This window comes from Avibacterium volantium (genome assembly GCF_049366555.1).
Lineage (GTDB): Bacteria > Pseudomonadota > Gammaproteobacteria > Enterobacterales > Pasteurellaceae > Avibacterium > Avibacterium volantium_A.
Genome location: NZ_JBMMGT010000029.1, coordinates 1 through 23158 on the forward strand (window position 1 = coordinate 1; position 23158 = coordinate 23158).

Consider the following 23158-nt stretch of genomic DNA (forward strand, 5'->3'; position numbering starts at 1 on the left):
AGTCCGTGCTGTATTATTTAATGTATAAATACCGTTTTGATGAACAATCTCTCGCCCAAGCCACCGGCTTTTGGCAATGGCAAATAAAACGGCATTTTAAACCTGAGATTTGGGAAAAACTTTCTCAGAAGAAGTTAGAGAAATATGCAGATGTGTTTGGTGTTGAGATGGAATATTTCAAAAATTTGGTATCATATTCTTCTTTAGAGTAATCTTTGGCTTATTTAACTATTTGATTGGTATAGATTTTATCAGAAACTTTTTCAAACTAATTTGATCAACATTTTAACAGATATAATTGGCTATTGATGTTGTTATATTGTCAATAATTTTAACTAGAATTACGAAATAACAATATAGCGAAGCGTAGATTGATATTCATTAAGAGTGCCACTAAATATGAAAGAAAACAGTATTATAATCTATACGACCGAAGACGGTTTATCTCAATTCACCTTACGAGAATTAGGCTCTCAACTTTGGTTAAATCAGTTGGAAATTGCAGAGCTTTATCAAACTACAAAGCAGAATATCAGTAAACATATTAAAGCTATTTTTGATGAAAATGAATTTGATGAAAATTCAACCGTCAACTTTCAGTTGACAGTTCAAAATGAAGGCGGGCGAGAGATTAAACGCCAAATCGCTTACTATCCTTTACCTTTAATTATTGCCATTGGTTATCGTGTCCGATCAACGCGTGGTACTCAATTTCGCCAATGGGCAACTCGCACCTTGGGCGAATATATCGAAAAAGGGTTTGTGTTAGATGAGGTACGATTAAAAAATCCACCTATTGGTGCTAATCAAGCCAATGATTATTTTGATCTGCTCTTAGAAAAAATCCGAGATATTCGAGCAAGTGAACGCCGAATGTATTTACGGGTGCGTGAAATTTTCACTTTAGCGGCGGATTATCAACCCTCTTTTAAAGAAACAACTCAATTTTTCCAAAAAATTCAAAATAAACTTCATTTTGCTTGTACTGATAAAACAGCGGCAGAAATCATTTTTCAACGAGCAAATGCAGAATTACCTAATATGGGATTGACAAATTTTAGCGGCATCAGTGTAGTAAAAAAAGATGTTACAGTAGCTAAAAATTACCTTAATGAACAAGAAATTACAGCATTAAATCGAATTGTTTCAATGTGGCTAGATTTTGCAGAAGATCAAGCAAGCCGAAAAAAACAGTTTTTCTTAAAAGATTGGGAAGAACGATTAGATCGTTTTCTTGAATTTAACGATAGAAATGTATTGAGAAATCAAGGTTCAATCAGTAAAAAACAAGCAGACGAAAAAGCTCTTCTTGAATATGACAAATATGCACAAAAACGCCGTTTAGAAAAAGAAAAATTAGGTGAAATTTATATCAAAGAACTTTTAAATATTAAAAAATGAACCATAATTTTGAACATCAACACACCGCCCATTGCGAAAGTGGCGTAATGTCCACTTTACTTAAATCGCAAGGCTTTGATTTTAACGAAGCAATGGTATTTGGCTTGGCTTCGGCATTGACCTTTGTTTATATTCCACAAATTAAAATTAGCGGAATGCCGTTAATTTCTTATCGAATGCCGCCGGGGTCAATGCTTAAAAAAGTGTCAAAAATATTAAAAGGAAAACTTGCGTTAAAACGTTTTCGTTCGCCACAACAAGGGCAACAGGCTTTAGATAACGCCTTGGTGCAAGGAAAGTTGGTGGGGTTACAAACCTCGGTGTTTTGGTTGCCTTATTTTCCGCCCGAAATGCGTTTTCATTTTAATGCACATAATTTATTAGTTTATGGCAAGCAAGGCGAAGAATATTTAATTAGCGATCCTGTATTTGAGCAGGTGCAACGCTGTTCGGCACAGGATTTAGAACGTGCCCGTTTTGCCAAAGGGGCGTTAGCAGCGAAAGGGTTGATGTATTATTGGAAAACCTCGCCAAATTTGACCGCACTTGATTTATCCACAATTTTACGCAAAGCCATTCACAAAAATGCCAAGCAAATGCTCGCACCACTTTGGTTTGTTGGTGTGCGTGGAATGTACTCTCTCGCAAAACAAATTGAAAAATTTGCCCATAGCAAACAAAGTGAAAAATACAAGAAATTATTTCTCGGTCATATCGTGCGAATGCAAGAAGAAATCGGCACGGGCGGCGCGGGGTTTCGTTATATTTATGCGTATTTCCTCGAGCAAGCCGCTGAAATTTGCCAAGAACCGAAATACAAACAGGCTTCCCAACAAATGACAGAAATCGGCGATCAATGGCGACAATTTGCCAGCCTTTGTGTGAAGCAATGTCGAGCGCAAACAACACAAGGCTACCAAGATTTAGCTGAAAGATTACGTCAGATCGCTCAACAAGAGCGTCAATTATGGCAGCAATTAGCTCAGTTCAAAGGATAAGTCTGTGATGTTGCAAATCGAAAATCTTTATCATCGTTATCCACAAAGCCAAGAGTTCGCTTTACAAAACATTCAGCTGGATATTTCTCAAGGACAGGCCATCGGTTTGCTCGGTCCTAATGGCGCGGGGAAGACGACATTGATGTCTTTGCTTTGTGGATTACAAGCGGTGCAGCAGGGGCAGATTTATTTTGAAGGCGTGCCGTTTCACGAATTAAGCAAAAAGCAGCGTCATCAAATTTCTTTAGTGCCACAGGATTTTGCGTTTTATCCTTTATTAACGGTATGGGAAAATTTAAAATTTTTCGCCGCACTTTATCATATCAACGATAAAAACTGGCTCACTGAATTATTAGAAAAAGTGGGACTAACTTCTTATAAATCGAGATTGGCAAAACATTTATCAGGCGGATTAAAACGCCGTTTAAATTTCGCCATTGGTTTAATTAATCGCCCTAAAGTCATTTTTTTAGATGAAATTACGGTTGGCATTGATCCCCAATCTCGCCAATTTATTTTAAATTCCGTGGCGGAATTAACTCAGCAAGGCATCACGGTGATTTACACCTCACATTATCTGCAAGAAATCGAACAATTATGCGATAAATTAGTTTTATTAAATGAAGGAAAATTGATTTATCAAGGTGAAATAAAAGGCATTCTTGCAAAAGGGCAGAGCCTTGAGCATTTTTATTTGGATTTTTTAGATAACTAAAAACTCGCTAATTAGCGAGTCTTTAGTTGTTTTAATTTATTATTGGAAATATATTATGCCTTAATATCGTGTCTTCACTCTTTTTAATGATGATATGTCTTTCTTACCTTGAGCTTCTGAAACTTCGACTAGCTCAGCTCCAGCGAAACCAATGCCCATTTTTAATTTTTGTCTAACAAAATAGTTTTTTCCACCTGCCATTGATAACTCTATATGATTTTTACCAAATTGAGAATAAGTAGAAATTTGATGCTTACCTGCTGGAAGGTGCGTATATAAATAAGTTCCTCGAACTAAAGAACCAATGTCCTCACCATCAATACTAATTGATTTTCTTAATGTCTGTCCTCCGAGATGTTTTTCTCGATAGACATATAAACCTGCTTGGTCTTTTGGTGGCGCATTAAATTGCTTTGCTTGCGCATCCTGCTCAGAAGTAGTTAGAGGAACTCTTGCACAAGCGGTTAAAAGCAATACAATGATAAAACTTACAACTTGAACTAACTTTCGCATAGAAAATCCTTATAAAATATATAAAATAGGTGCGGTCATAGTAGTATAAAAATAATATGACTGCAAATAATTATCTTAAAAAAATTATAGTGTTATTAAAAGCTTTACTTTAAACTTGCACTACATCACAAGTTTTTAGGAACTAGAATAGCCCAAACAATTTATATGATATTATCCTCTATATTTAAAGAATTACGCCTATTAAGCCGTGATCTACACGGTGTGGCAGTGTTATTTGTTATGCCAATTTTATTTATGCTGATTATGTCGGCAGCGTTAAGCAGTGAAAAGGAATTAGGTAATCGTGGTGAAATTTTGCTACTAGGCACGCCAAATGATCCCCTAAACGAAGGATTTTTTAATGCACTGCAACAAGAAGAATTACAGGTAAAACAAGGGAATATTGCTCAATTAGAGGCTTATCAGCAAGATTTGCAACAAGAAAAATTTGCTTTGATTGTTGTTAATCCAAATCAAGATAAAAATGCCCTAAAAGAAGAACAGCCTTTGCAACTTTGGCTTAACCCCAGCGTGGATCGTGCGTGGTTGCTTGGGGTGAAAGGTATCTTGCAGAAACATTATAGCCAGCAACGGCTTGAGCGTTATTCGAAAGATAATCATATTGTGTTGAAAAATAATCAACGCAATCCGATGAAACAAATTCAGAAAGAAGTCAATCAAGCATTAGATAAAAAATTCAATGAAATCAATACTTATTTAGCACAAGAACGTTGGCAGGAAATTTATCTTAATCGTCAAGGGGAAACGGTTAGTCAGCCTAATGCGGTGCAACATAGTGTGCCTGCGTGGTTAATTTTTGGTATGTTCTTTATTATGATCCCCCTTTCTAACGTAATGGCGATGGAACGACAAACCAACACGCTCACTCGTCTGCGCTTGGCAAGAGCCTCAAGTTTGCAACTGATTTTGGCAAAATTAGTGCCATATTTTTTTATCAATCAATGCCAATTTATTGGAATGATCGCCCTAGGCTATTGGGTGCTACCCATGCTTGCTATGCCCGCTTTTAGCTTAAATGGTGAATGGTGGCATTACGCGGTGCTGTCAGCGGCGGTAAGCCTTTCTGCGTTAGGTTACGGCTTATTAATTAGTGTGATTGCACGCACCACAGAACAAGCCGTGGTGCTAGGTGGTGGTGGCATTATCATTATGGCAGCCATTGGTGGGATTATGGTGCCAACTTATGTAATGCCTGAGATTATGCAAAAAATCGCCCAATTTTCACCAATGGGGTGGGCATTAACGGCATTTCAGCAGCTATTATTAAATCAGGCTACCTTAATGCAAATTCAGCCTGAACTTTGGCTTTTAACAGGGTTTGGTGCAGCAATGCTATTGATTGCCGTGCTGGTTTACGCCCATCAACTCAAAACACAAGCGAGATTTTAATGAGCTATATTTTTACTCTCAGCCAACCAGAGTTAGAACAACAACTGAAAAACTTGATCGTGCAAGAAAGCGACAAAATGGACATCGATCCCAGCACAATTAGCGATGATGAGCCGTTATTTGGTGAACAAAGCCGTATCCAGTTAGATTCTTTAGATGCCCTGCAAATTGTAGTGGCATTACAAGCCCATTTTAAAGTGAGATTAAATGGTGATCGAATGGTGCGTAAGCATATGATGAATATTCGTGATTTAGCTAGCTTTATCCGTAATCAACATTCTTAACAATGCAAAAAGTTTATATCACCGCTGTCAGCCAACAAAATGCACAAACTGCCAAACTCAGTCCTTGGCAGCAATCTTCAATGCTTGGGCAAACGCAGGATTTCCCCTATTTTCGCGCTTTTGAACAACCATTGCTGAATTTCGATCAGCTCTGCACTTATTTAGAACAGCATATTGACAACCTATTAACGCAACGGGATTGGCAAGCTGATGGACTGCACAATACCCCCATTCTTTTAGGCTCAACGGCGTATTTAATGAGTGATTGCGAATTTCGTTGGCAAAACAATCAACCTTTACCGCAAGAATACAGCCTCGCGGTGATCGCGGAACGGCTAAAAGTACGCTATCAAACACAGGTTTTCAGCTTTGCCACGTCTTGCACTTCATCTGCACAGGCAATGGGCTATGCTTATCAAATGATTGCTCAAGAGCAATGTGAACGAGCTTTGGTTCTCGGCTTTGAAATGTTTAACCGCTTAACCTTTGAACATTTCAACGCAATGCTCTTGCTGGCGGAAGATTTGCCCTATCAGCCTTTTGTGCAAAGTAACGGCATTATTTTAGGGGAAGGCATTGCTTGCGTGGCATTGGAAAATCAACCAAATCCAGAGAAAAAGCTAGAAATTTCTGCTATCACCACCATTACGGATCACCATAATCTCACCAATAGCTCCGCAGACGCATTTGCTCAACTGATCGGAAATTGTTTGCATAAGGCAGGATTACAAGCTCACCAACTGGCTGGCATTAAAGTTCACGCTGTGGGCGGAAACAGCGATGAAATGGAAATGGCATTTTTACAACAGCAATTTCCGACCATTCCTTGCTTGTTGGCAAAACCTCACCTTGGACATAGTTTAGGTGCAAGTGGGGCAATGGAAACCGCGTGGCTTTGGCAACAATTACAACAAGAGAGCGCAGGTTGCCTGTTCATCACGCCACAAGGCGCAATAGAAAAGCAGTCGCAACCGCTTTCCGCAGGCTATTATTTGAATTACTTTTTAGGTTTTGGTGGCAGCAATATTGCTTGGATTCTTCACTGGCAAGAGAACACGTAATTAAAATGAAATCAAACATTTATCTCCAACAGCAAAGCCAATTTATCACTCAAGGGCAAAGTGAGGCAGAGATACGCCAGCAGCTTAAAGCCTTTGGCGTGGACGCTCGCCGTTTAAGCCGCTTTACTCAGCTCTGCTTGCTTGGTGCATTACCACTGAAGCCCTATATTACGCCAAATACAGCCATTTACTTGGCTTCCCCCTTTAATTCACCAAGTAAATTCAACAAATTATTCCACCAGTTAATGGAACAAGATTTGCCTAGTCCGTTGGATTTTATGGCAAATCTCAATAACGCCACAGTTTTTCAGCTGGCGCAGCTGTTGCAAACCACAGGCAATAGTATTTTCTTGATCACTTCACCAGAAGATAACGCACAGCCATTACAACTGGCACAAACAGAATTGAAAAATGGTACAACGGAGCAAGTATTGTTAGGCTGGGGATTTGAATCGCCCACTGATACAGAATGGGAAGGAAGCTGCTGGTGGTTGCTCAGCAATGCCGCAGAAGAAAATACGCTAACAACAAGTGCGGTGCAAAATTCGCCAAATTTTTCTACCGCACTTTCTTTTTCCTCTATATCTGCGCAGCTCCCTGCTGAGCATTATTTGCAATTTGGGTTAGATATAGGAAATTTATCAGATTAAGGCGATAGGCGATCTTTTTGCCAGTGCTGTTCATCAGTGCGTAAATAGCGAATCCTATCGTGTAAACGGCTTGGGCGACCTTGCCAAAACTCGACCATTTCTGGCAATAGGATATAGCCGCCCCAATGAGGTGGGCGCGGCACAGTAAGCGGATATTTAATCGCAAACATTACGGCTTTACTCAGTAAAACAGCTTTACTTGAAAGCACTGCACTTTGTTCGCTCGCCCAAGCGCCAAGTTGGCTTTGATAGGGGCGGCTGGCAAAATATGCGTCAGAATCGCTGGCAGGAAGTTGTTCAACCACACCTTCAATGCGGATTTGGCGCTCTAATTCTGGCCAGAAGAAGGTAAGGGCGGCAAAGGGCTGATGAGTGAGCGCTTGCCCTTTACGGCTGAGGTAGTTAGTAAAGAAAATAAAACCTTGTTCGGTGGTTTGCTTTAATAACACTATTCTGCTGCTTGGTTTGCCATTTTTTTCCACTGTTGCTAAATTCATTGCAGTGGGTTCATTTACCTGTGCTTGTATTGCTTCTTGCAGCCATTGTTCAAACAACGTCATTGGCTCATCAGGGCAATGGGCTTTCGATAAATTCTGTTGGCTATATTCTTGGCGAATATCTTGTAAATTCATCACGCCTCCTTAATTTTTCTTTATTTGTAAATTTTCCCCATCGTTTTGCTGAAGTCTTGTCAAAATCAAAACGAGGATTAAGCCAAACAGGCTAGAGATGAGGAATGTATAGCTAAAGGCTTGTTGTAGCTGTTCGACAGTTTCCCCAAGGGCGTTGCGGTATAAACCTAAAATCACCGAAGAAACCGCAATGCCAATGCCAATTCCCACTTGCTGAATCACGCTTAGCATTGTTGAACCTGCGCTGGCGTTGTTGTCGGATAAATCGCCGACAGTTAAGGTGTTGATCGCGGTGAAACTGACCGACATACAACCGCCGTATGCCAATAAAATCAGCACCATCTGCCAAATTGGCGTGTGGCGTTGTAGCAAGCTCATTGCGGCAATCACGAAAGTCATCACAATGGCGGTGCTGATCAGCGTTTTCTTATAACCAAAACGAGAAAGAATTCCTCGAATCAGCGGTTTAAACGCCATTGAACTCACGGCAATTGGCACCATTAGCCAGCCTGCAACTTCTGCACTGTAATGAAATACCACTTGGAGCATTAACGGTAGCAAAAACGGCACGCCCGAGCCACACAGGCGAATAAATAAATTAGCAATAAAGCCTAAACGAAAAGTGCGAATATGAAACAAAGAAAGGGGCATTAGCGGATTGTGAACGCGCTTGGCATAAAGATAATAACAGGCCAGAAATGCCATTCCCACCGCCAGCACCACTAACGCAATCCAAGTTGCGGTGAAATGTTCTGCCACCAGATCCAGCCCCAAGGTCAAGCCAACCAGCCCGCCTGCAAACAGTACAAAACCCAATTTATCTAAACGGCTCACCTGCCCTTTCATATTTGGCATATAAATGCCTGCAAGGAAAATCCCTGTCAGCCCAATGGGAATATTAATTAAGAAAATCCAATGCCAGGTCATATAAGTTACGATTAAGCCACCCAACACAGGCCCAAGAATTGGCCCAATAAGGCCTGCCATCGCCATAATATTCCACGCATTTAACAGCTGATTTTTCGGCACGCTACGGATTATCGCAAGGCGTGCAACAGGCATCATTAACGCACCACCAAGTCCTTGTAAAATGCGAGCAAAGATCAATTGTGGCAAAGATTGCGATAAGGCGCACGCCACCGATCCCAACACAAAAACGCCAATGGCAGCACGAAAAACCTTACGCGTACCAAATTTATCCGCCGCCCAACCGCTTAACGGAATAAACAACGCCACCGTCAAAGCGTAGCTAATGATCGCCAACTGCATATTCAGCGGCGATTCATTTAGACTGCGCGAAATGGTCGGCAACGCCGTATTCAAAATGGTCGCGTCTAGGGTTTGCATAAAAAAGGCAACGGCGGCAATCCACGCCAAGCCTGTATAATTTTTCGTTTCTGTCATAAAAATTTTACGATTTTGCACCGCACTTTATTTCATTTGTTGTTGATACCAATGAAAAATAAATGCGGCAATTTGCTCAATCTGATTAATATCCAAATGTGGCAAAGTGCAGCTTAAAGAGTAATCTGTGGCGAGCGCAATCACTTTTTCATCAAGCTCAGGCAAGGCTTTCTCTATTGTCTTGCGATGCAATAAAATCTTTGCAATAGGTTCGTGTTTGAAGCCTTCCACCAAAATCAAATCCGTCAGCTGCGGATCAAATTGCGCTGCCAAATAAGTTAAACTCACAGGCCGTGGTGTTTCAGTCATCAATGCCCAACGGTTATCACAAGCCATTACCACTTGGCTTGCCCCCGCCTCTTTCATTCGCCAGCTATCCTTGCCTTCTTTATCCACCTGCGCGTTATGATGGCTGTGCTTAATCACCGCCACACGCAAACCTAAATCAGCAAGCTGAGGTAAAAGTTTTTCCAGCAAAGTAGTTTTGCCACTGCCACTGTATCCTGTAATGCCAAGTATTGGGCACATTTTATGTCCTTTATATTAAGTAAAATGTAGCCCTATGATACCGCATTATTGGCAGCTTGTGATCTTTCACATAAATGAATAGATTATTGAATAACACGCAAAAAAATCGGGCGATAACTTGCTTTTTTCTGCCAAGATTTCGATACAAAATGGACGATCAAAAAGGCAAGTGCGGTGCAAAAAACGATAAAAATGCCTTGCCAAAGTTCAGTTTGGAAAAGCTGATCGGCGATCAGCGTGGAAAGCAATAAGGTGAGTAACGGGAAAAAATACACCAGCAAACTAGACAAAATCAGTGAGCGTTCCATTAAACCGATTTCGATAATTTGCCCTGCTTTGACGGGGGTGATGGTTTCCACCTCAAAAAAATGCGCCGTGCCTGTGCCGTTCAGCTCCGCCAGAGCCGCTGAGCCACAGGCAGACTTTGCCGCGCAGCTCCCACAGGCACTTTGCGATTGGCATTTCACTTGCGCAATGCCAGATTGATAGGAAATAACTACCGCACTTTCTTTCAGCATTTACTTCACCTTAATATCTTGCACGATGCGTTTTGCGGTAGAAATCGGTAGCTGCCCTACAAGGGTGAATTCGTTATCGCCAAAGGTTTCGCTATAAAAGGTTCTGGTGCCATTCCACCAGCCGTTTTTTTCTTCATTTGGTAAAATTGAGCTTGAGCGGTAAAGGGTAAAGGAAAATAATCCATCGCTGTAAAGCTGCGCTTCAATGCGTTCTTCGCCATTAGTTTCCACACTGCGATTAATCAGCTTGAAGCCATTTGGTAACCAGCTTGGCTGCCAGTTAAAGGCTTCTTTGCTTGGTTGGAAAGTGGTTTTGTCATTAATCAGCGCAGGAAACCCCATATGATTAATGGCATTGAGCAAATCATCAAATTGTTCGCTTTGATATAAATTTACCACGCGGAATTGTTCTAACAGATTATTTTCTCGATCTAACACATCACTGCGCAGCAACAAATGGCTTTGCTCATCAATAAAGACCACATATTGATAGCGAAAATCATCTTTCGGCAAAATGCGAATGGTTTGTACCACACGATCTGCCACTCGGTTCCGCCCAATATAGGTGAAATCATAATTTTGTTTCAGTGCATCAAGATTGCTCCACATAATCGCAGGCAAGCTGTCCACAATATGATTAGCGTTAATCGAGAACGGAGAATAATTCGGTTGGAAATAACTCACCACATTATCGCGTTGCACAATTTGTTGTGGCATTCCATCAAGAGTGAACAGTTGGGCGTAGGTTTTGCCGTTATGATAAATATGGCTATAACGTAGTGAAGCCATATTCGGCGTGGTTTGCACGAAAGCAATTTCATAGTTCAGATGAGAGCCTGCCTGTTGCATTTCGTCTAGCAATTGGCGGGGCTGGACTGCATCAGGTTCTGCCGCCCATAAGGGATTTACAGAAAATAGCACTAAGGAAAGTGCGGTGATTTTTTTGACCGTTTTTAACATCGTTATTCACACATAGGATACAAACAAATTCACCACCAAAATTGGTGGTGAATAACCTAAACTTCATTCATTGTTATTTCTGATTTTGCAAATTTAATCTATCCGCATAAATGCGTTTTTGCAATTCGTAGCTTTGTAGCATTGAATCAATACGTTTATTTTTTTGCTCAATTTGCTCAGGCGTAATCACCGATTGGGTTGGCGCATTATAGCTCACTTCTTGCACGGAATTGTTAAATGGCAAGGTTTGCAACACTGGTGCATCTTGATTTTCTTTGCCATTGTGAGCCATAAAACTTTGCACGCCCACCACCGCAACTAAGCACACGCCTGCAGCCACAGCAAATTGAGTCATCGGCATAAACCACGCTTTCAGTTTTTGCATAAATGGCGATTGCGCGGTTTCTTCTGGCATTGGTTGAGAAACCATCGGTTGTGCCACCACAATTTCTTCTTGCTCAATTAAATCTGCCATTTTTGCAGTGAAATCCGCACCCAATAATACTTCACTTTCCTGACGCATTACTGCACGAATAGTATGAAAATTTGCCCAGGATTTTTGTAAATCAGCATCTTGGCAAAGTTTTTCTGTCATTGCCTCGCTGATTTGTTCGCCATCAATGTAAGCGGAAAGTTGCTCTTTTTGCATTGTAAACTCCAGGGTTTTCTCTTTTTTAATGTTATTAATGTTGTATTAGCCTTGAAGAAGGGGTTGAATTTTATTTTCGATAATCTCCCTTGCACGGAAAATGCGCGAACGCACCGTTCCTACTGGGCAATTCATAATATCGGCAATTTCTTCATAACTTAACCCTTCTAATTCACGCAAGGTGATGGCGGTTTTTAAGTCTTCTTGCATACTATGAATGGTATCAAAAATGATCTTCTTCAATTCACCAGATAACATCTGATTTTCGGGCGTATCTACGTCCCGCAAATTTGTTCCCACATCATAGGATTCTGCCTCATCTGCCAGAATATCTTCATTCGGCGGGCGGCGTCCCTGTGCGGTTAAATAATTCTTTGCCGTGTTCACGGCGATACGATATAGCCAAGTGTAGAAAGCACTGTCACCGCGGAATGATTCAATAGAGCGATATGCTTTAATGAATGATTCTTGTACAACATCGGGAATATCATTCGGTGAAACATAACGGGTTAATAGCCCTGCCACCTTATTTTGATAACGCGATACCAACAAATTGAATGCTTTCTTATCTCCCTGCTGTACCCTTTCTACCAAAGCCTGATCTGTTAGCTGTTCAGTCATATAACCTCTTATACACCTCTAACAAGCCTTGATACACAAGACAGCAAGCTCGTGTTCTCTTAGAGGGGTGAAAATCGTAAAAGTTCAATCTTTTTATCAAATTAGCTCGATAATTTTTCTTGTATATAGGAAACCATTTGCTGTAATTCAAGATCTGGCGCAGGTTTTCGGTTAAAAAACCACGAAAATAATTGCAAATCCGTTGCCGCCAATAAACGCACAAACGTGGCTTTTTGTTGCTCATCTAGCTCATCAAAATGTTGCTGAAAGAAAGGCATAATCACTTTATCTAACTCCAACATTCCACGCCGACAATCCCATTCAAGGCGAAATTTATTATATTTTTCCATTTCTGTTCCCTTTTGAACTGAATAATGGGGGATTATAGCGGAATTTGCTTTTCCTTGTGCGAATAATTTCAGAGAGAAAACACAAAAAACCCGACATCTAAGTCGGGTTTTGCTAATAATAAAGTGCGGTTATTTTTCCGAAAGTTTTGGCTTAATAACTGCATAAATCACGCCTGTTAGCACCGCACCAATAGCGATTGCCGCTAAATACATTAATGGCTGAGTTACAAATGGAATCACAAATAAACCACCGTGTGGTGCTTGTAAGCCGATGGATAAGCCTAAAGAAATCGCGCCAGCCACTGCACCACCAATAATACTTGATGCAATCACGCGCACAGGATCAGCCGCCACAAATGGCAATGCACCTTCAGAAATAAAACATAAACCTAATACGAAAGACGCTTTACCCGCATCACGTTGATTGGCGGTGAATTTTTTGCGAGCCAATAATGTAGCAATTGCCATTCCAATCGGTGGCACCATACCCGCTGCCATTACCGCAGCCATTGGGGTGTAAACGCCAGAAGCGATCAAACCTGTACCGAAAGTATAAGCCGCTTTATTCACTGGGCCGCCCATATCCACACACATCATCGCACCAAGTACCGCGCCTAATAACAACGCATTGCTTTGTCCCATTGTGTTGAGCCATTCCACTAATGCGTCCATTAAGCCTTTTACTGGTGGATTGATCAGATAAATCATCACCAAGCCGACAATCGTAGAACCGAGTAATGGCAAAATTAAAATCGGTTTTAATGAACTTAAACTCGCTGGTAATTGAATGGCTTGGTTTAAGAATTTCACCACATAACCTGCAAGCAAGCCGGCAATAATCCCGCCTAAAATCCCTGCACCTGCGGTGGTGGCAAGCATACCGCCAATTAAACCCACAGCTAATCCGGGACGATCAGCGATAGAAAACGCCACATAACCTGCGAACACGGCAATCATTAAGTGGAACGCTGCACCGCCACCAATATCCATCAAGGCTTTTGGTAAACCACCTGCAATATTCGGATCTTTAAAGGCTTCAATCCCAAACATAAAGGAAATGGCGATCAGCAAGCCCCCTGCTACCACCAATGGCAACATATGGGAAACCCCTGTCATCAGGTGTTTATACAAGCCTTTACGCTCACCCGTGCTTTCTTCGCTGGCTTGTACTTTAGCTGCATTTGCCCCTGTGTAAATCTTCGCCTCTTTAAAGGCTTTTTCAAATTCTTGTGCCGTTTTCTTCAGCGCAAGCCCTGTGGAGGTGCGATACATCGGCTTGCCTTCAAACTTGCTTAAATCCACATCAATATCAGCAGCAATAAAGACAAGATCCGCATTCGCCACATCTTCAGGAGAAATAATGTTACTCGATCCCACTTGTCCACGGGTTTCCACTTTCACATTCCAGCCTTGTTTTTTAGCATATTCAGCAATAGCCTCCGCTGACATAAAAGTATGCGCTACGCCTGTTGGACAAGCGGTAACTGCCACGATATTTTTCCTTTGATTAGAAAAATCTGGCGTATTTTGCACCGCACTTTTATTTTCCGCTGGCTGATATTCCACCGCTTCCGCCTGCGCTTGTTTTAAGGTCGCCTCTGGTGCATTAAAGGCGTTTTCCACCTCTGCCACAAACAGTTTTTTGCCTTGTAATGCGTTGTTATTTGGCGCACCACCTAAGGCAATCACTAAATCCGCTTGGTTGGCTTCTGCCACCACTTCATCGCCTTGCTGTTTTGCTGCCGCAGCCAGCACTTGTTTAATCAAAAAGGCTTTGGCATTGCCTAATTGTTGTGTGTTTGTCAAAAAAATCTTCATTGTTCTACCCTTTAATCACTGAAATTTCTACTTTTTCTAAGATTGGCGTTAATAACGCAGGATCACTCACGCCCACATTGCTTTGCGACACGGCAAAGGCAGATACCGCACTGGCAAACGCCAAGGTGTCTTGCTGTGAAAGCGATTTGCTCAGGCCGTAAATTAGCCCTGCCACCATCGAATCGCCTGCGCCCACGGTGCTAACCACTTGCTCGCATTTTGGTGGCTTCGCTTGGATCACACCTTGTTCGCTTAACCACAAAGAACCGTCCGCGCCCATTGAAATAATCACATTAGCAATACCTTGTGCGCGCAATTTTTCTGCGGCTGCAATAATCTCTTCAAGGGTTGGTAAGGAATGCCCTACCCAAGCCTCAAGCTCGCGATGATTTGGTTTCACTAGCCAAGGATTGGCGGATAGCCCTGCGCTAAGCGCCGCATTGCTGCTATCTAGCACCACTTTTACGCCCGCTTGTTGTAGCTGTTTAAGCCAATCTACAAAATCTGCTGGGCTGACACCGCGTGGCAAGCTGCCACACACTGCGACAATGTCAAAATCTTTGCATAACAGCAAGGATTGCTGCACAAAATTTTGCCAATCTTGTGGTGAAATTTCATAGCCTAGGAAATTGAGATCCGTTACATCAGCTTCTGTTTCGGTGATTTTCACGTTTATGCGAGTTTTACCCGCCACACGCTGAAAGCGATCTTCTAAACCAAGTTCCGCAAACATTGTGTTGAAATCCCCTTGATTATCACGCCCAAGGAAACCACTTACCGCCACATCAACGCCTAAATCTTTCAACACTTTTGCCACGTTGATGCCTTTGCCTGCAGGGAATAAGCCCAGGGTTTCCACCGTATTCACTTCACCCAGCTCAATACGTTTTAACCGCCCCACTAAATCATAGGCGGTATTTAACGTGATAGTTGCCACTTTTGCCATTATCAACTCCTACTCACCTAATCCTACTCACCTAAGCCAGCTTCAATTGCCGCACCAATGCCATCAAGGGCTTTTTGTGCTTCTTCACCAGTTGCTACGAAACGTAAACGATGCCCTTTCACCACACCAAGCGCCACCACTTTCATCAAACTTTTAGCGCTCACTAATTGGCTATCGCGATCCACATTTTGCACCGCCACGGAAGCATTATATTTCTTCACTTCATTAACCAATACGGCGGCAGGACGTGCGTGCAAACCGTGTTCGTTACGCACCACAAACACCGCTTCAACACTTTCGCTTGGATCTTGATTATCAAGTGCGGTGGTTTTTTCTGCAGTTTTTTCGCTAGCCGTGTTGCTTTCGCCAATCACTTCAATGTGATCCGGCTCTTTCGGCGATAAAGAGGATACTTCTTCCCCCAAGCCGTCTGCGATGGCTTTACCAATGGCTTCAATGGCTTGTTTGGCATCTTCACCCACCGCGCTAAAACGTAAACGATGTCCCAACGTTGCGCCCAATGCCACGATTTTCATCAGGCTTTTAGCGCTGATGGCTTCACCGCCACGGGTGAGATTTTCCACCGTAATTTTCGAGGCGAATTTTTTCACTTCATTCACTAATACCGCTGAAGGACGTGCGTGCAAGCCGTGTTCATTACGCACGGTGAATGTGCCGATAACCGTACCTACATTTTCGCTACTGGTATTGGCTGGTGCTTGGCTTTCAACACTCACTTCTCCACCATTAAGTGCGGTCAAAATTTGCTGAGAATTTCCATTTAATAAGGCTTGCTGCACGGAATTTTCTAGTAATCGCGCGAGTAGCTCATCAATTTGCTCATTCACGCAAGCCACCGTTAGCACGCCTTTCACTGCTTTATGATTATGCTGGAAAGCTTGTTTTGCACGGCTGAACGCAAGGGCATTTTTCTCGTTGCCTTGCACTGAGTCTGTAAGCCATAAACCACCGCCCAGTGGCAATGCAGGCGTGGCAATCACCTCTGCCACAAATTGATTATTCACCGCGCCTTGGTTTTGCAATTTGCCGGCATTAATCGCAATTAAAGTAAGCAGGCTTTCAGTATCCACATCAAGGCTCAGATCTTCGCTTTTCACTTCCAGCGTTTCTTCGCCCATTAAAATGGCGCGGAATTTTTCTACCTCTTGTAATGTTGCCAATTTCGCCGCTTTTTCTTCATTGCCTAACACTTGAGTAAGCTGACGCAGCAAGGTTAAATGCTCATCTGAACGGGCAGCAATGCCGATCACAACATAGGCTTTGTTGCCGTCGCTCCATTCAATCCCTTGTGGAAATTGAAATACTTGCACGCCCGTTTCTTTTACCATTGGACGCGTTTCCAATGTGCCGTGCGGAATGGCAATACCGTTGCCTAAAAAGGTGGATGTTTGCGTTTCGCGCGCCAACATTCCTGCTAAATATCCTGCTTCCACATTGCCCGCTTGCTCAAGCGCTTGCGCCACCAATTCAATGGCCTGCTGTTTATTTTCGGCTTGTGCCGATAAGTGAATATTTTTTTCTGATAAGTTAAGCATTTTCCCTCCAGAATATTGGTTTGAATACCAAATGGCGTTGTGATACTGGCTCACTTCTTCGCAAAACCAATTTGGCGATAAGTTTTACTGATGATTTGCTAAACACTTGCTGAACGTTAAGCAAAAACCTTTCAGCTTCGATGAAAAAAGAAAAGGTTACTGATTAAACATCAGTAACCTTACACATTATTTTCCTGTACAGACTTTCAACACTTGATCGCTGCCTTCCGCGATATAGCCCTCATCTAAGGAACGCGGTTGCCCTTTTTGTAGATCTCGCATTGCATCATAAATCCCTTGCGTTGCACTTGGCTGGCTGATTTGCGACCAACAATTTACACTTAAGCGATTGAAATTATTCTGTAATTCAGAAGCGAACACCACACCACTATAATAAGCATAAACTTGGCTATCCACGCCTCCGCCTTGGTATAATTTTGCTTTCACTTCTTCAATCGGCACTAAAATACGGTTGAGATACCAATCATTCACGCCACTAGCAAAAGAATTCACATCATAATCTTCATTTACACGCCCTGAATAGGTTTGCACCGTTGCCGCATACGCAGAAGCATAGGATTTTTTATCGATTTTCTCTTTATCTAAATCGATCACTTTTTTCTCGTTGTCCATAAACGGCACATAAGAAGTCAAAGAAGAACACGCCACTAAAAAGGCACTTAACACTGAAATTGAAATAATTTTGAACATAACTTATCCGTTTTTTGTTAATCAGATTTTTCTTATTATACTGATTATAATTTGAATAAAAAGCCAAATTTCCGTGATTTTTTCACCGCACTTCGCTTTCTAAATCCGCTAGCGTATTAAAATTTTGGAACGCCTCTTTCTGATCGTGAAAATCTACCGCAACCGCACCATTTTCTTGCATAAACTGCAACATTCGCCGCTCACCGCAGTGTAAATAAGTGGCGAGCTTTTCCGCTAGCAAGGTGGAAACCAAACAGAATGTGGGGTGTTCACGCTCACCATCGGTGGCATAAGTGAGTAAAACTGGCGAATTTTCCCCCGCACTTTTGCGATCTAGCAAAGATTGCAAAATGGGCTGTTGCAATTTTTCCAATAAATTCAACGGCAAAAAGGGGCAATCACAAGGTACAAACAGCACAAAATCACTCTCCGCCCGTTTTAGCCCTGTTAAAATACCGCTCAGCGGCCCTTGAAAATCTGCCAATTCATCGGCAAACACTGGCAAGCCAAACTGCGCATAGCATTTTGGGTTGCGATTGGCATTCACCGCCACCTGTGCCACCTGATCTTTCAAGCGCTGATAACAATGCCACACCAACGGCTGCCCACGGAAAAGCTGCAACCCTTTATCCACCCCACCCATACGCCTTGCCCGACCACCAGCAAGAATTACTGCACTGATTTTCATCTGCCCTCAATTTTTTCAGCCTGATTAAATGGCTTTATTTTACTTGATAAATAGGCAAATAAAAAAGTGCGGTGGGAAATATGAGGTTGATATAGTAATCATATAAAAGAACCAAAGTACAATCTTAATTGAAAAGGTTGAATTAGATTATGAATTATATTAGGCAATAAAAACTTCATCAAATTTGTCTGTAAAATCAGAAGATTCTTCTGTAATAGCAAGGCATGAAATACACATTCTTTTTTGCTGGCTGTGATGAAACATAAGTGGTTTATTGATAAAGATAAAAGGCATCTCAACATCTATATAAGGTTGCGAGATATTACTAAATTTAATGGAGAATTACTGAAATAAAATATGAGAGTTTCTTTTTCGTTTAAATTGGATTTTGCGATCATATTCTGAACGAGAAACTCTCACTTTTTATAATGATTTGTTAAATAGGGGCTGATCTTTTACATCTATTTGACTAAGTTTTACAGATTATTTTAAGGGTTTTATTTAATGATTATTCACTTCGGTATTAAACAACGCCTCAATAAATTCTTCTGCTTGGAATGGACGCAGATCTTCAATTTTTTCGCCGATACCAATATAACGAATCGGTAATTTGAATTGATCGGCGATGGCGAAAATCACGCCGCCTTTGGCTGTGCCGTCTAATTTGGTTAGGCTAATACCCGTTAAGCCAACTGCTTCGTTGAATAATTTGGCTTGGTTAATGGCGTTTTGCCCTGTGCCAGCATCAAGGGTAAGCATAATTTCGTGCGGCGCGGTTTCATCGTATTTTTTCATTACGCGAACGATTTTTTTCAGCTCGTCCATTAAATTATTTTTATTTTGCAAACGCCCTGCGGTATCGGCAATCAAAATATCAATATTGCGCGCCGCCGCCGATTGCATTGCATCATAGATCACCGAAGCGGAATCTGCTCCCGTGCTTTGTGCCACCACAGGAATATTATTACGCTCTCCCCACACCTGAAGCTGTTCCACCGCGGCGGCACGGAAAGTATCGCCTGCGGCCAACATTACCGATTTGCCTTGCATTTGGAATTGGCGTGCGAGTTTACCAATGGTCGTGGTTTTCCCTACGCCATTGACGCCCACCATCAAAATCACATAAGGCTTTTTGCTGGTATCAATTTCTAAAGGCTGCGCCACAGGTTTGATAATCTCTGCGAGTTCTAATTTTAATTGTTGATACAGTAAATCCGCATCTTTTAGCTGCTTGCGGCTGGCGTGCTGCGTTAAATTATTGATAATTTTCGTGGTTGTTGGCATACCAATATCAGCAATGAGCAACTGTTCTTCTAATTCTTCAAACAGATCATCATCAATTTTTTTGCCTGAAAATAGCCCGAAGAATCCCGAACCAATATTTTGTTTGGTACGAATTAAGCCTTTCACCAAACGGCTAAAAAAGCCCCCTTCGCTTGGTTTTTCTTGCGTTGAAATTTCTGGATTTTGCACCGCACTTGGTTCTTGCGGAAGCTCGGTTTGCTCTACGATTCCTGTTTCTTGCGCTAAAACGTCAGAATTTTCTGCCGCACTTGATTCTTGCGGAAGCTCGGTTTGCTCTACGATTTCTGTTTCTTCCACCAAAACTTCTGGATTTTCCAGCGCACTTTGCTCTTGCGGAAGTTCTGTTTGCTCAGCGATTTCTGTTTCTTGCGCTAAAACTTCAGGATTTTCCACTGCACTTTGTTCTTGTGAAAGCTCGGTTTGCTCGATGATCTCTGTTTCTTGCGCTAAAACTTCGGGATTTTCCACCGCACTTTGCTCTTGCGGAAGCTCGGCTTGCTCTACAATTTCTGTTTCTTGTGCTAAAACTTCAGGATTTTCCACCGCACTTTGTTCTTGTGGAAGTTCTGTTTGCTCAATGATTTCTGTTTCTTGTACCTCAGCTTGGTTTGATGTTTCTTCTTTCTTTTTTCCTAATCCAAACCAAGACCAAAAACCACCTTTTTTATTTTTTTCTGCCATAAATTACTCGCTATTATGAAAAAATTACTGATTTTCTGAATTTTATACTAAACTATGCCACCTGATTTTATTCTGTTACCGAATGCAAAAGTCGGCTGAAAATGGGCATTAAGTTCAGCGAAAAGTTTGCATAGTTTATCATAATTTGGCGAATCCCTATGAAAAAAAATCCTGTAGCACGCAAGCAACATACAAATCTGGCAAAAGGTGAAGTCCGTATTATTGCGGGGCTTTGGCGTGGGCGGAAATTACCTGTGTTGAATGCGGAAGGCTTGCGCCCAACAGGTGATCGGGTGAAAGAAACGCTATTTAACTGGCTGATGCCTTATATTGTGGACGCGACTTGCTTAGATTGTTTTGCTGGCAGCGGTTCATTGGGGTTAGAAGCCCTTTCACGCCAAGCTAAGCAAGTGACCTTTTTAGAACTCAATAAGCAAGTGGCAAAGCAACTCACGCAAAATCTACAACAGCTTAAATGTACGCCACAGCAAGGACGTGTGATTAACCAAGATAGTTTGCATTATTTACAGCAACCAGAACCAAAACCCGTGTTTGACTTGGTGTTTCTCGATCCGCCTTTTCATTTTGATCTCGCACAACAAACCGTTGATTTGCTGATTAAATTTAATTGGCTTAAGCCCGATGCACTAATTTATGTGGAAACGGAAAAAAATAAAACCCTAAGCCTGCCAGATAATTGGCAAATATTAAAAGAAAAAACCACCGGGCAAGTGAGTTATCGGTTGTATCAATATTTGCTGGGCGAATAATACTTCTTTAACTCCTTCGATATAAGCCATTTTCGCTCACTACCAAACCTTGCAATTCCAAACTTAATAATTGTGTGAGTAGTGCATCAATGGGTAAAGATAAGCGGGCGGAAAGCTCGTCAAGGCTGATGGCAATATGGCTAAGTTGGGCGTAAAGTTCGGGGTAGCTTGGTGGTTCAGCTTGTTGTGGGGTAACGCTTTTTTCTTGAGTGCTATTTTGATTAAATGGGAGATCTTGCTGTTTTGGCTGTGCATAAAATGATGCAGAATAGCCGTAATTCGGCAGATTATCCACAATGTCCTGCACATTTTCCACCAATGTTGCCCCTTGTTTAATCAATTTATGGCAGCCTTCACTAAAGCCATTTTGGATATTACCAGGAAGCGCAAAGATTTCTCTATTTTGCTCAAGGGCGTAACGTGCGGTGATTAATGAGCCACTTCGTTCTGTGGCTTCGATGATCAATGTGCCAAGAGAAAGTCCGCTGATAATACGATTGCGGCGTGGAAAATTTTCTGCCACGGGCGGTTGGTTGGGCAAAAATTCAGAAACCAATGCCCCATTATTCTCAATAATTTGTTGCGCTAAACCACGGTGTTTAGCGGGATAAACCGCATTCAATCCACTGCCTAATACGGCAATAGTCTGCCCTTTTTGCGCTACCACCGCTTGATGACAAAAACCGTCAATGCCTAGCGCCAAACCACTGGTAATGACAAAACCTGCCTGATTTAATTGTTGAGCGAAAAACTTCGCCCAATATTCTCCATAATTAGAGCAATAACGGCTGCCCACAATGGCAATTTGTGGTTGCGAAAGTGCAGTCAAATTTCCTTGTAAAAATAACAGCGGCGGCGCTGACGGAATTTGTTTTAACAAATAAGGATAATCTTGCTCAGTAAAATTAAGCAAAAAATTGCCCGCACTTTGCGCCCAATCTAACGCCGGCTCGATAAATTTACGCTCAGGATTAAACCAGCGCTGAATTTGTTTTTCTGTCCACCCCATTTGTTTGAAAGCAATCGCGTCATAGTCTAAAAGCTGTTCAGGGCTAATTTCAGCCAGCATTTTTTGAATCGTATTCGCTCCAAGTTTTGGCACTTGTAATAAGCGGAGTAAGATCTCGTTTTTTAGCATTGATATTTTAGAAATTGGCAAAATAGAGGAGTAGCTTAAAAGAAAGGGAAGAAGGAAAGTAAACTTTGTTTGCGTTTTGCGACAGTGATCGAGAATTTAATTCCTATTTGGGGAATTAGAAAAGTAATAACGCCCTGAGTTGGGGCGTTATTTCAGCGTTATTGTTTAGCTTGATGTTTTTCCAACCACTGTTGCATAAATTGGATTTCGCTTTGTTGTGCGTTGATGATATTTTCTGCTAGCTGACGTAATTCAGGATCTTTGCCATATTTTAATTCTATCTCAGCCATTTTCACCGCGCCCTCGTGATGTGGCAGCATACTAGCCGCGAACGCGACATCAGCATCTTGATATTGCATTCCTTTTTCCATATCCGCGTGCATTGCAGACATACTTGCCATTAATTCACTTTGCATTGCATTAGGTTGATGTGCAGTGTGATGATGTTGCATTTCAGCCATCGCAGTGCTAGAAACTAAACCGATTAAAATCAATAGTGCTTTTTTCATTGTGAGTACCTTATTTTTGTATGATTAAATGAGCCAAAATAATAAACCTTACCCTTAGGGTAAGTCAAGAAAAAAAGCAAAACTTCTTCTTATACATTTCTTTGATAAATTTATAGTTATCTTATTGATATATAAGTGAAAATAATAAGGCCTGTCAATCCTCGATATTTTATGCTATAATCTATTCGTTTTTGAGAATTTCATATCGAGAAAGTATGATTTTTTCGTCTTTTTGTACTGTGAGGTACAACTCAATGCGTTGTATAAACGTTTATTGCTAAGAAAGACGTAATGAACGTCTTTTTTAGCTCAAATTTGAAGCAATTTCATTCATCAATTTGT

25 protein-coding genes and 1 pseudogene are annotated in these 23158 nt (G+C 41.6%); 9 read left to right on the top strand and 17 right to left on the bottom strand.

The window, feature by feature from the left end:
* The 4 genes and pseudogenes from ACLS0A_RS09215 to ACLS0A_RS09230 all read left to right on the top strand — a co-directional run.
* A pseudogene (locus tag ACLS0A_RS09215) lies at nucleotides 1-212 on the top strand (hypothetical protein); the annotation flags it as partial.
* Between the two features lie 187 nt (nucleotides 213-399).
* The gene (locus tag ACLS0A_RS09220; RefSeq protein WP_416083233.1) at nucleotides 400-1401 is read left to right on the top strand and encodes a virulence RhuM family protein; all 1002 of its coding nucleotides are present in this window, start codon (nucleotides 400-402) and stop codon (nucleotides 1399-1401) included.
* Nucleotides 1398-2399, top strand: a complete 1002-nt coding sequence (locus ACLS0A_RS09225) for a BtrH N-terminal domain-containing protein (RefSeq protein WP_416083234.1) — start codon at nucleotides 1398-1400, stop codon at nucleotides 2397-2399. The genes ACLS0A_RS09220 and ACLS0A_RS09225 overlap by 4 nt, the downstream gene beginning before the upstream one ends.
* Before the next feature lie 7 nt (nucleotides 2400-2406).
* Nucleotides 2407-3114 (top strand): ABC transporter ATP-binding protein, encoded by a 708-nt coding sequence (locus ACLS0A_RS09230; RefSeq protein WP_416083258.1) that lies wholly within the window; start codon nucleotides 2407-2409, stop codon nucleotides 3112-3114.
* Nucleotides 3115-3174: 60 nt separating this feature from the next.
* On the opposite strand, the gene ACLS0A_RS09235 is transcribed toward ACLS0A_RS09230, so the two are convergent.
* Entirely contained in the window at nucleotides 3175-3627 is a 453-nt protein-coding gene (locus tag ACLS0A_RS09235) for a DUF2846 domain-containing protein (RefSeq protein ID WP_416083235.1), read from the bottom strand.
* Nucleotides 3628-3792: 165 nt separating this feature from the next.
* Here ACLS0A_RS09235 and ACLS0A_RS09240 point away from each other — a divergent pair, with 165 nt between their 5' ends.
* From ACLS0A_RS09240 to ACLS0A_RS09255, 4 genes are read left to right on the top strand one after another with little or no spacing between them, the layout of a single operon-like run.
* Nucleotides 3793-5037, top strand: a complete 1245-nt coding sequence (locus tag ACLS0A_RS09240; protein WP_416083236.1) for an ABC transporter permease — start codon at nucleotides 3793-3795, stop codon at nucleotides 5035-5037.
* Nucleotides 5037-5321 (top strand): acyl carrier protein, encoded by a 285-nt coding sequence (locus ACLS0A_RS09245; protein ID WP_039133553.1) that lies wholly within the window; start codon nucleotides 5037-5039, stop codon nucleotides 5319-5321. Before ACLS0A_RS09240 ends, ACLS0A_RS09245 begins: the two co-directional genes overlap by 1 nt.
* Nucleotides 5322-5323: 2 nt before the next feature.
* Nucleotides 5324-6382: a beta-ketoacyl synthase N-terminal-like domain-containing protein gene (locus ACLS0A_RS09250; protein ID WP_416083237.1), complete on the top strand. Its 1059-nt coding sequence runs from the start codon at nucleotides 5324-5326 to the stop codon at nucleotides 6380-6382.
* 5 nt (nucleotides 6383-6387) lie between these two features.
* Nucleotides 6388-7032: a hypothetical protein gene (locus tag ACLS0A_RS09255; protein ID WP_416083238.1), complete on the top strand. Its 645-nt coding sequence runs from the start codon at nucleotides 6388-6390 to the stop codon at nucleotides 7030-7032.
* Here the strand turns inward: ACLS0A_RS09255 and pdxH are convergent.
* From pdxH to ftsY, 14 genes are all read right to left on the bottom strand, one after another.
* Entirely contained in the window at nucleotides 7029-7664 is a 636-nt protein-coding gene (gene pdxH, locus ACLS0A_RS09260) for a pyridoxamine 5'-phosphate oxidase (RefSeq protein ID WP_416083239.1), read from the bottom strand. The two genes, ACLS0A_RS09255 and pdxH, sit on opposite strands and share 4 nt — an antisense overlap.
* A gap of 9 nt (nucleotides 7665-7673) precedes the next feature.
* Nucleotides 7674-9068 (bottom strand): DHA2 family efflux MFS transporter permease subunit, encoded by a 1395-nt coding sequence (locus ACLS0A_RS09265; protein ID WP_416083240.1) that lies wholly within the window; start codon nucleotides 9066-9068, stop codon nucleotides 7674-7676.
* 27 nt (nucleotides 9069-9095) lie between these two features.
* Nucleotides 9096-9596 carry a molybdopterin-guanine dinucleotide biosynthesis protein MobB gene (gene mobB, locus ACLS0A_RS09270; protein WP_416083241.1) on the bottom strand — a complete coding sequence of 167 codons (501 nt, stop codon included), beginning with the start codon at nucleotides 9594-9596 and terminating at the stop codon, nucleotides 9096-9098.
* An 83-nt stretch (nucleotides 9597-9679) separates the two neighbouring features.
* The gene (locus ACLS0A_RS09275) at nucleotides 9680-10114 is read right to left on the bottom strand and encodes a SoxR reducing system RseC family protein (RefSeq protein ID WP_416083242.1); all 435 of its coding nucleotides are present in this window, start codon (nucleotides 10112-10114) and stop codon (nucleotides 9680-9682) included.
* Entirely contained in the window at nucleotides 10115-11074 is a 960-nt protein-coding gene (gene rseB / locus ACLS0A_RS09280; protein WP_416083243.1) for a sigma-E factor regulatory protein RseB, read from the bottom strand.
* A gap of 73 nt (nucleotides 11075-11147) precedes the next feature.
* Nucleotides 11148-11723 carry a sigma-E factor negative regulatory protein gene (locus ACLS0A_RS09285; protein WP_416083244.1) on the bottom strand — a complete coding sequence of 192 codons (576 nt, stop codon included), beginning with the start codon at nucleotides 11721-11723 and terminating at the stop codon, nucleotides 11148-11150.
* Between the two features lie 45 nt (nucleotides 11724-11768).
* Nucleotides 11769-12344 (bottom strand): RNA polymerase sigma factor RpoE, encoded by a 576-nt coding sequence (gene rpoE, locus ACLS0A_RS09290; protein ID WP_115248848.1) that lies wholly within the window; start codon nucleotides 12342-12344, stop codon nucleotides 11769-11771.
* A gap of 101 nt (nucleotides 12345-12445) precedes the next feature.
* Entirely contained in the window at nucleotides 12446-12694 is a 249-nt protein-coding gene (locus ACLS0A_RS09295) for a succinate dehydrogenase assembly factor 2 (protein WP_103853634.1), read from the bottom strand.
* A gap of 129 nt (nucleotides 12695-12823) precedes the next feature.
* Nucleotides 12824-14512 (bottom strand): fructose-specific PTS transporter subunit EIIC, encoded by a 1689-nt coding sequence (locus ACLS0A_RS09300; protein WP_416083245.1) that lies wholly within the window; start codon nucleotides 14510-14512, stop codon nucleotides 12824-12826.
* Nucleotides 14513-14516: 4 nt separating this feature from the next.
* Nucleotides 14517-15458: a 1-phosphofructokinase gene (fruK, locus tag ACLS0A_RS09305; protein ID WP_416083246.1), complete on the bottom strand. Its 942-nt coding sequence runs from the start codon at nucleotides 15456-15458 to the stop codon at nucleotides 14517-14519.
* A gap of 23 nt (nucleotides 15459-15481) precedes the next feature.
* On the bottom strand, nucleotides 15482-17014 hold the full coding sequence (gene fruB / locus ACLS0A_RS09310; RefSeq protein WP_416083247.1) for a fused PTS fructose transporter subunit IIA/HPr protein: 1533 nt from the start codon (nucleotides 17012-17014) through the stop codon (nucleotides 15482-15484).
* A 186-nt stretch (nucleotides 17015-17200) separates the two neighbouring features.
* The gene (locus ACLS0A_RS09315) at nucleotides 17201-17725 is read right to left on the bottom strand and encodes a hypothetical protein (RefSeq protein WP_416083248.1); all 525 of its coding nucleotides are present in this window, start codon (nucleotides 17723-17725) and stop codon (nucleotides 17201-17203) included.
* Between the two features lie 82 nt (nucleotides 17726-17807).
* Nucleotides 17808-18413 (bottom strand): molybdenum cofactor guanylyltransferase MobA, encoded by a 606-nt coding sequence (mobA, locus tag ACLS0A_RS09320; RefSeq protein ID WP_416083249.1) that lies wholly within the window; start codon nucleotides 18411-18413, stop codon nucleotides 17808-17810.
* A 501-nt stretch (nucleotides 18414-18914) separates the two neighbouring features.
* On the bottom strand, nucleotides 18915-20399 hold the full coding sequence (gene ftsY / locus ACLS0A_RS09325; RefSeq protein ID WP_416083250.1) for a signal recognition particle-docking protein FtsY: 1485 nt from the start codon (nucleotides 20397-20399) through the stop codon (nucleotides 18915-18917).
* Between the two features lie 158 nt (nucleotides 20400-20557).
* Here ftsY and rsmD point away from each other — a divergent pair, with 158 nt between their 5' ends.
* Nucleotides 20558-21169 carry a 16S rRNA (guanine(966)-N(2))-methyltransferase RsmD gene (gene rsmD, locus ACLS0A_RS09330; protein WP_416083251.1) on the top strand — a complete coding sequence of 204 codons (612 nt, stop codon included), beginning with the start codon at nucleotides 20558-20560 and terminating at the stop codon, nucleotides 21167-21169.
* Nucleotides 21170-21176: 7 nt separating this feature from the next.
* Here rsmD and dprA read toward each other — a convergent pair whose 3' ends face one another.
* Together dprA and copM are read right to left on the bottom strand one after the other, a co-directional pair.
* Complete coding sequence (gene dprA / locus ACLS0A_RS09335) at nucleotides 21177-22307, bottom strand: DNA-processing protein DprA (RefSeq protein ID WP_416083252.1); 1131 nt, start codon at nucleotides 22305-22307, stop codon at nucleotides 21177-21179.
* Between the two features lie 158 nt (nucleotides 22308-22465).
* A complete protein-coding gene (gene copM / locus ACLS0A_RS09340; protein ID WP_416083253.1) occupies nucleotides 22466-22816 on the bottom strand; it encodes a CopM family metallochaperone in 351 nt (116 codons plus the stop codon).
* Nucleotides 22817-23158 lie beyond the last annotated feature (342 nt).

Bases quoted from the DNA above. Each gene is read 5' to 3' on its own strand.
- ACLS0A_RS09285 (WP_416083244.1), bottom strand. From the start codon at position 11,723: ATGCAAAAAGAGCAACTTTCCGCTTACATTGATGGCGAACAAATCAGC.
- ACLS0A_RS09255 (WP_416083238.1), top strand. From the start codon at position 6,388: ATGAAATCAAACATTTATCTCCAACAGCAAAGCCAATTTATCACTCAA.
- ACLS0A_RS09295 (WP_103853634.1), bottom strand. From the start codon at position 12,694: ATGGAAAAATATAATAAATTTCGCCTTGAATGGGATTGTCGGCGTGGA.
- ACLS0A_RS09250 (WP_416083237.1), top strand. From the start codon at position 5,324: ATGCAAAAAGTTTATATCACCGCTGTCAGCCAACAAAATGCACAAACT.
- pdxH (WP_416083239.1), bottom strand. From the start codon at position 7,664: ATGAATTTACAAGATATTCGCCAAGAATATAGCCAACAGAATTTATCG.
- ACLS0A_RS09315 (WP_416083248.1), bottom strand. From the start codon at position 17,725: ATGTTCAAAATTATTTCAATTTCAGTGTTAAGTGCCTTTTTAGTGGCG.
- rsmD (WP_416083251.1), top strand. From the start codon at position 20,558: ATGAAAAAAAATCCTGTAGCACGCAAGCAACATACAAATCTGGCAAAA.
- copM (WP_416083253.1), bottom strand. From the start codon at position 22,816: ATGAAAAAAGCACTATTGATTTTAATCGGTTTAGTTTCTAGCACTGCG.
- ACLS0A_RS09300 (WP_416083245.1), bottom strand. From the start codon at position 14,512: ATGAAGATTTTTTTGACAAACACACAACAATTAGGCAATGCCAAAGCC.
- rpoE (WP_115248848.1), bottom strand. From the start codon at position 12,344: ATGACTGAACAGCTAACAGATCAGGCTTTGGTAGAAAGGGTACAGCAG.
- rseB (WP_416083243.1), bottom strand. From the start codon at position 11,074: ATGTTAAAAACGGTCAAAAAAATCACCGCACTTTCCTTAGTGCTATTT.
- mobA (WP_416083249.1), bottom strand. From the start codon at position 18,413: ATGAAAATCAGTGCAGTAATTCTTGCTGGTGGTCGGGCAAGGCGTATG.
- ACLS0A_RS09235 (WP_416083235.1), bottom strand. From the start codon at position 3,627: ATGCGAAAGTTAGTTCAAGTTGTAAGTTTTATCATTGTATTGCTTTTA.
- ACLS0A_RS09230 (WP_416083258.1), top strand. From the start codon at position 2,407: ATGTTGCAAATCGAAAATCTTTATCATCGTTATCCACAAAGCCAAGAG.
- ACLS0A_RS09225 (WP_416083234.1), top strand. From the start codon at position 1,398: ATGAACCATAATTTTGAACATCAACACACCGCCCATTGCGAAAGTGGC.
- dprA (WP_416083252.1), bottom strand. From the start codon at position 22,307: ATGCTAAAAAACGAGATCTTACTCCGCTTATTACAAGTGCCAAAACTT.
- ACLS0A_RS09240 (WP_416083236.1), top strand. From the start codon at position 3,793: ATGATATTATCCTCTATATTTAAAGAATTACGCCTATTAAGCCGTGAT.
- fruB (WP_416083247.1), bottom strand. From the start codon at position 17,014: ATGCTTAACTTATCAGAAAAAAATATTCACTTATCGGCACAAGCCGAA.
- ACLS0A_RS09275 (WP_416083242.1), bottom strand. From the start codon at position 10,114: ATGCTGAAAGAAAGTGCGGTAGTTATTTCCTATCAATCTGGCATTGCG.
- ACLS0A_RS09220 (WP_416083233.1), top strand. From the start codon at position 400: ATGAAAGAAAACAGTATTATAATCTATACGACCGAAGACGGTTTATCT.
- ACLS0A_RS09245 (WP_039133553.1), top strand. From the start codon at position 5,037: ATGAGCTATATTTTTACTCTCAGCCAACCAGAGTTAGAACAACAACTG.
- mobB (WP_416083241.1), bottom strand. From the start codon at position 9,596: ATGTGCCCAATACTTGGCATTACAGGATACAGTGGCAGTGGCAAAACT.
- fruK (WP_416083246.1), bottom strand. From the start codon at position 15,458: ATGGCAAAAGTGGCAACTATCACGTTAAATACCGCCTATGATTTAGTG.
- ACLS0A_RS09265 (WP_416083240.1), bottom strand. From the start codon at position 9,068: ATGACAGAAACGAAAAATTATACAGGCTTGGCGTGGATTGCCGCCGTT.
- ftsY (WP_416083250.1), bottom strand. From the start codon at position 20,399: ATGGCAGAAAAAAATAAAAAAGGTGGTTTTTGGTCTTGGTTTGGATTA.